The organism is Mesorhizobium sp. M4B.F.Ca.ET.089.01.1.1 (genome assembly GCF_004022605.1).
GTDB lineage: Bacteria > Pseudomonadota > Alphaproteobacteria > Rhizobiales > Rhizobiaceae > Mesorhizobium > Mesorhizobium abyssinicae.
The window spans coordinates 1-6,622 of record NZ_RZOS01000328.1; the positions used below are offsets into that span (position 1 = coordinate 1).

Here is a 6,622-nt window from a genome sequence, read left to right on the forward strand (position 1 = left end):
CAGTCGCGGATACGCTTGAAGATCAGCCGCGACTGCACCGGCGAGCCGCCCGGCGAATTGATGGAGATGGCGACGACGGGCGCATCGAAGGAGAACGCCTTCTCGATGAGGCCGGCGGTGGACGCCAGCGACAGGCTCGGCCGGAACTGGCCGCCGCCGGCCATGATCGTGCCGTGCAGGCGGATGACCGGAACCACGACGACGGTGGAGCGCCAGGACTTCGGCAGCAGGCGGTTCAAGAGGCGTTTCACGAGGTCGGGGTCTCCGGTCACTGAAAAAGCAGCAAGATGAGGCCTCATCTTGCTGTGGGCATGTAGGAATTCGCCGGCCAACGGCAATGCCGCATGGCCGGCCGATGATCAATCGCCGAACAGCGACGCCAGTCCGTTGTTGATCATCTCGGTCCGCTCGGCAGGCCCGTTGCCTGTCTCGGCGTGCAGCATCAGCGGCGGGCGGATCGACAGTTTTCCGCGCGCGCCGAGCGTCGCCCTGACGACGATCCGGATTGCCGCCGCCTCGGGACGGGGGTGGACGGCGAGCATCTCGGTATCGCCGAAGCGGCCGTCGATCGCATCGAGCAGGGCGCCGAGCTGCTCGGGCCTGGCGATGACGGCGAGCCCGCCGCGTGGCTTCGCCACCGCGGCAGCGCTTCTGATCCAGCTTTCGAACAGCCCGTCCTCCATCACATGCGCCTGCTTGCGCAACTGATCCGGCGTGGCGCGGTCCTCAGCGGCGTTGAAGGGCGGGTTCATGATGACGAAGTCGAAACTGTTGTCGGCAAGGCCGGCCTCGCCGCGCGCCTTGCCCGTCAGCATGACATCGGCCGTCAGCACCGACGCGCGGTCGCCGAGATGCGCGTTGCCGGGATGGGCGAGCGTGGCATGCGCGTATCCGGCCATTTCCGGCGAGCGTTCGACCAGCACGACCCGCGCCGCCGGACAGCGCGACAGCACCGCAAGCCCCGCGGCGCCCGCGCCGGCGCCGAAATCGGCCAGCCGTCCGCCAAAGGGAGAGGGCACGGCGGCGGCCAGCATCATGGCGTCCATGCCGGCGCGGTGGCCGGCGGCCCGAGGCTGCACCAACCAGAAACGCCCGCGATGGAAGGCATCGACCGTATGGGCCGGTGTGTCCGGGACAAGGGCTGCGGGCGACGCGGACGTCATTTCCGGCGGATCTCGTTGGCGATGCCGGCATCGGTCAATATGCGCCGCGCCGCGTCCGCCTTGTCGGCGTCGACCATGACGCGCCGCGGCAGGATGCCGATCGAGCCGTCGAGCACGCTCATGTTCTCATCGGCGACGAAACAGGCGATGCCGGCGTCGCGCATCAGCGATTCGACGAAGGAGATGATCACGGCATCGTTGGTACGGATGAGCTCTATCATGGAATGAAAATCGCAGGTTGCGCCGTTCCTGTAAACGTGGGCGTTCACGCCGCCGGCCGCAACCGCGCCAATTCGCCTCTTGCCGTGCCGGTGGATGCCGCCCTAGAGTCTGCTTCGGGACTAGGTGCCGTCGTGCGCTTGGAATAGACGGGAGTGTCTGTGGTGGGTGTCGTTCTCAACATCGAAAACGGGAAGCGGGAACCCGCCTCCATCAAGGATCTGATCGATCTGACGGCCGCCGACATGGGCCGCGTCAACAAGCTGATCCTGTCCAAGGCCGGCTCAGACGTCGAGATGATCCCCGAGGTCGCCAACCATCTGATCTCGTCCGGCGGCAAGCGATTGCGGCCGATGCTGACGCTCGCCGCCGCCCAGATGTTCGGCTATTCCGGCGACGGTCATGTCAAGCTCGCCACCTCGGTCGAGTTCATGCACACGGCAACACTGCTGCACGACGATGTCGTCGACGAGAGCGGCATGCGCCGCGGCAAGAAGACGGCGCGCATGATCTGGGGCAACCAGGCCAGCGTGCTGGTCGGCGACTTCCTGCTCGGCCAGGCCTTCCGCATGATGGTCGATGTCGGCTCGCTGGAAGCCCTCGACATCCTGTCCAGCGCCGCTTCCATCATCGCCGAGGGCGAGGTGATGCAACTCGCCGCCGCCAAGAACCTGGAGACCACCGAGGACGAGCATTTCGCCGTCATCAAGGCCAAGACCGCCGCGCTGTTCTCGGCCGCCGCCGAGGTCGGCCCGGTGATCGCCCAGGCAACCCGCAACGACCGCGCCGCACTGCGCTCCTACGGCATGAATCTCGGCCTTGCCTTCCAGCTCATCGACGACGCGCTCGACTATGGCGGCTCCAGCAAGGACCTCGGCAAGAATGTCGGCGACGATTTCCGCGAGGGCAAGGTGACGCTGCCGGTGATCCTCGCCTACAGGCGCGGCACCAAGGCCGAGCGCACCTTCTGGAAGCGCGCCATCGAGGACAACGTCACCGACGACGCCGGGCTCGAAAAGGCGATCGGCCTGATGACCCGCCACGGGGCGATTGCAGACACTATCGGCCGCGCCCGTCATTTCGGCGAGATCGCCAGGGATGCGCTGGCGCCGCTGGAGGCGACGCCGCAGAAATCGGCGCTGATCGACGTCATCGATTTCTGCATTGCCAGGGTGAACTGACAAGCTGCCGGCCGCAGGGCGCCGGAGCCCTCGGGCATCCCCGAGAAGCTGCCAGAACCCGCGAATGGGCCGGGCTGTGCAGCGAGGTCGCCGCGAGTATCGTGGCGTCAGGGCATAGATCATGATGTCAGGGTGTAGTTGGCCGCACGATCTGCTATTATCGTCTGCGGCCATTGTTCGTTAATCGGGTGACCCGATTGTGAATTCGGCCCGGATTGAAGCCTGACCCCAAAAAGGCCATGCTTTGTCGGGAAAAGACCGAGTCTGTGGCGGTCCCATCGACTTGGGGATTGCGTCTGGCTGAAAGGGATACGATGCGGCAAGGACGTGCGCGCTGGCTCGCGGGGCTGGCAATTGTGACGGGCATGGCGATCTCGGCTCTGCCGGCCTACGCCAAGCAGACCACCGAGCCGGTCAAGATCACCTCCTTCTCCGGCGCCTATCTTGCCGCGCGCATTGCCGAAGGCGACAACGATCTCGACAGCGCCATCGCCTATTACAAGCAGGCGCTCGCCTTTGCGCCCGGCGACACGGCGCTGCAGCAGAGCCTGATGCTGTCGCTGATCGCGCAGGGTCGCTTCGAGGAATCGCTCGTCTATGCCGACAAGCTCAGGGAAGTGCCCGATGTCGAGCGTTTCTCGCGCCTGGCGCTGGCCGTCGATTCCTTCCACAAGAAGGATTTCTCCAAGGCCGAGTACTGGCTGAAACTGTCGCTCGAATCCGATCTCGACCGGCTGCTGTCCGGCGTCATGAGCGGCTGGGCCAAGGAAGGCGCCGGCGAGCCCGCCGATGCCATGGCCGCCATCGACAAATTGCAGGGCCCCGACTGGTTCGGCCTGTTCAAGTCCTTCCACCGCGCGCTGATCGCCGATGCCGCCGGCATGTCCGAAAAGGCCGATCAGCTCTACGCGGCGACGCTGCAGGACACCGCCGCCGGCGGTGCCGCGCCGGAGACATGGATGCGCAATGCGCAGGCCTACGCCTCCTTCCTCGCCCGCAAGGGCGACAAGGCCAAGGCGCTTTCGGTGCTCGACCAGGCCGAGGCGTTCGCGCCCGGCAAGCTGGAAATCACCACACTGCGCGACAAGATCAACAAGGGCGACAAGATCGAGCCCTTCATCACCGGCCCGTCCGACGGCGCCTCCGAGATCCTGCTCGATCTCGCCACCGCGCTCAATCGCGGCGGCGGCGAGCCGTTCGTGCGCCTCTATCTGCAATATGCGCTGGCGCTGAAGCCCGACAGCGATGCCGCCCTGGTGCAACTCGCCGCAGTCGCCGAGCAGCTGAAGGACGGCGAAGGGGCGATTGCGCTCTACCGGCGCATTCCCGACTCCTCGCCGCTGAAGGAGCTTTCCGACCTGCAGCTCGGCCTCAACCTCGCCGATCTCGACCGCCATGACGAGGCGATCGCGCATCTGAAGGCGTTCGTCGACAAGCATCCGGACGATATGCGCGCCTATCTGGCGCTTGGTGGCGTCTACTCCTCCAAGGAGGACTTCCGCTCGGCCGCCAATCTCTACGACAAGGCCGTCGAGGTGCTGAAGACGCCGACCAATGCCAACTGGAACATCTTCTACCAGCGCGGCATCGCCTATGAGCGGCTGAAGGAATGGCCGAAGGCCGAACCGAACTTCCGCAAGGCGCTGGAGCTGTTCCCCGACCAGCCGCAGGTTCTGAACTATCTCGGCTATTCCTGGGTCGATATGAACTTGAACCTCAAGGAAGGCCTGGCGATGATCCAGAAGGCCGTCGACCTCAGGCCAAGCGACGGCTACATCGTCGATTCGCTGGGCTGGGCCTATTTCCGCATGGGCCGTTTCGAGGATGCGGTCCGCGAAATGGAGCGCGCGGTGTCGCTGAAGCCGGAAGACCCGGTGCTGAACGACCACCTCGGCGATGCCTACTGGCGCGTCGGCCGCAAGCTGGAAGCAACCTATCAGTGGAACCAGGCCCGCGACCTGAAGCCGGATCCCGACGTGCTTGCGACCTTGCAGCAGAAGCTGATCAAGGGTCTTCCGCCGATCGAATCCAACACGGCGCAGGAAACCCCGACGGTCAAGCCCACTACGCCCGCGCCGAAGGGCTGAGCGGCACCGAAGCATGCTTTGAGCGGGGCTCTTCGGAGCCCCGCTTCTTTTGAGCTTAGCTTCTCGTCTCACGCAAGCTATCCCAATCGCCGGGCGCTTGGGCGACATTGGAAACGTCGGCGCCGCCCCTCATCCGCCTGCCGGCGCCTTCTCCCCGTATAGTGACGGGGAGAAGGGGGTGGCCGCGACGTCGGCACTCATTCTGCAACGTTGGCGGTTGGCGAAACCCGCCGCGGTGGCGTCTTTCTCCCCGTCACTATACGGGGAGAAATGCCCGGGAGGGCAATGAGGGGCGGCGCGGACGGACGAGATATGATCAAAGCGTCTCGCATGAGGCGCGGGGGAACAGCCTGCGATAGACGAACCACCCAAAGTTCGCTTGCCTTGACGCTTGCCGGCCGTGCCTCTAGAGCGTGGTCCCCATCCAGCCGCTCCATCGAGGCCGCCGTGACCGTCGACATTCCCGCCCACATGCATCCCAGCCGCTCCTTCCAGGGGCTGATCCTGACCTTGCACAATTACTGGGCGAACTATGGCTGCGTCATCCTGCAGCCCTACGACATGGAGGTCGGCGCCGGCACCTTCCATCCGGCGACCACCTTGCGCGCGCTGGGTCCGAAGCGCTGGAACGCCGCCTATGTGCAGCCGTCGCGCCGGCCGAAGGACGGGCGCTATGGCGAGAACCCCAACCGGCTGCAGCACTATTACCAGTACCAGGTGATCCTGAAGCCGAACCCGCCCAACCTGCAGGAGCTCTATCTCGGCTCGCTGGAAGCCATCGGCGTCGATCCGCTGCTGCACGACATCCGCTTCGTCGAGGACGACTGGGAGAGCCCGACGCTGGGCGCCTGGGGGCTCGGCTGGGAGTGCTGGTGCGATGGAATGGAAGTGTCGCAGTTCACCTATTTCCAGCAGGTCTGCGGCATCGAATGCGCGCCGGTGGCGGGCGAGCTCACCTACGGACTGGAACGGCTCGCCATGTATGTGCAGGGCGTCGACAATGTCTACGACTTGAACTTCAACGGCCGCGATGGCGCCGACAAGGTCACCTATGGCGACGTCTTCCTGCAGGCCGAGCAGGAATATTCGCGCCATAATTTCGAATTCGCCAACACCTCGATGCTTCTGAAGCATTTCGAGGACGCCGAGGCCGAATGCAAGGCGCTGCTCGCGGCCGGCGCGCCCGGATCGAATGACGCGCCGGCGCGGCACCGCATGGTCCTGCCGGCCTATGACCAGTGCATCAAGGCCAGTCACGTCTTCAACCTGCTCGACGCGCGCGGCGTGATCTCGGTCACCGAGCGGCAGAGCTACATCCTCAAGGTGCGCAACCTTGCCAAGGCCTGCGGCGAGGCCTTCCTGCAGACCGAGGCGGGCGGGCTGGCGGCCTAAGGTGTGTTGATATTCAGGTGATGCCGGCCTGACCTGAATCTCAAGACACCTTAGTTCAAGGTGCTTTCACCGATTGTGAGCGAAGCGATCGGCAACGAACTCTGGCTGCTTGCGCCATCGATCGTCCGCAGCGCCTGCCGCACGCCCGGCATCGTGAACGTGCCATGCATCTGGGCGGCGAAGCAGGCGCTCAGTGCCAGGATCTGCAGGGTTCTCGATACCGTTTTCATGGTCGTTCAGCCAATAGGTCTCTGCCTGAGCGTTGGTCGCTTCAGCGCCGCGTTCGGTTCATTGGATTTCTGTTCTTAGGACGGGCGCGCCCGCCTGGTCCCGACAAAGACCTGATAATTTCCTGAAATCGGCCGCCCTGGCGGTCGGCGGGCAGGGGTGACAGCGGCGAGCCGAGTTGCTATGCCGCTCCTACCTCCCCCTTGATGGGGGAGGTCGCCGCGAAGCGGCGGGTGGGGGTGCTGCGCGATTCCCTATGCCAAAACTTGATCGGTTCAAGCTGCAGTCCGCGCGAAGGCTTCGCGGGCCATGACCGAAGAAGAACGCACGCTCTGGCGGCGCATTCCGGTAG

6 protein-coding genes and 1 pseudogene are annotated in these 6,622 nt (G+C 65.0%); 3 read left to right on the plus strand and 4 right to left on the minus strand.

The window, feature by feature from the left end:
• From EN780_RS24500 to EN780_RS24510, 3 genes and pseudogenes are all read right to left on the minus strand, one after another.
• A pseudogene (locus tag EN780_RS24500) lies at window positions 1-251 on the minus strand (S49 family peptidase); the annotation flags it as partial.
• 108 nt (window positions 252-359) lie between these two features.
• Window positions 360-1,163, minus strand: coding sequence for a methyltransferase (locus EN780_RS24505; RefSeq protein WP_128275563.1), 804 nt, complete (start codon window positions 1,161-1,163; stop codon window positions 360-362).
• Window positions 1,160-1,384, minus strand: a complete 225-nt coding sequence (locus EN780_RS24510; protein WP_127259063.1) for a DUF2007 domain-containing protein — start codon at window positions 1,382-1,384, stop codon at window positions 1,160-1,162. The genes EN780_RS24505 and EN780_RS24510 overlap by 4 nt, the downstream gene beginning before the upstream one ends.
• A gap of 162 nt (window positions 1,385-1,546) precedes the next feature.
• Between EN780_RS24510 and EN780_RS24515 the strand changes: the two genes are divergently transcribed.
• The 3 genes from EN780_RS24515 to EN780_RS24530 all read left to right on the plus strand — a co-directional run bounded on the left by EN780_RS24515 (window position 1,547) and on the right by EN780_RS24530 (window position 6,042).
• Window positions 1,547-2,563 carry a polyprenyl synthetase family protein gene (locus EN780_RS24515; RefSeq protein WP_127284243.1) on the plus strand — a complete coding sequence of 339 codons (1,017 nt, stop codon included), beginning with the start codon at window positions 1,547-1,549 and terminating at the stop codon, window positions 2,561-2,563.
• Window positions 2,564-2,877: 314 nt separating this feature from the next.
• Window positions 2,878-4,650: a tetratricopeptide repeat protein gene (locus EN780_RS24520; RefSeq protein ID WP_128275564.1), complete on the plus strand. Its 1,773-nt coding sequence runs from the start codon at window positions 2,878-2,880 to the stop codon at window positions 4,648-4,650.
• Window positions 4,651-5,097: 447 nt separating this feature from the next.
• Entirely contained in the window at window positions 5,098-6,042 is a 945-nt protein-coding gene (locus tag EN780_RS24530; RefSeq protein WP_128275565.1) for a glycine--tRNA ligase subunit alpha, read from the plus strand.
• A gap of 50 nt (window positions 6,043-6,092) precedes the next feature.
• On the opposite strand, the gene EN780_RS24535 is transcribed toward EN780_RS24530, so the two are convergent.
• A complete protein-coding gene (locus tag EN780_RS24535; RefSeq protein WP_128275566.1) occupies window positions 6,093-6,272 on the minus strand; it encodes a hypothetical protein in 180 nt (59 codons plus the stop codon).
• Window positions 6,273-6,622: the final 350 nt, after the last annotated feature.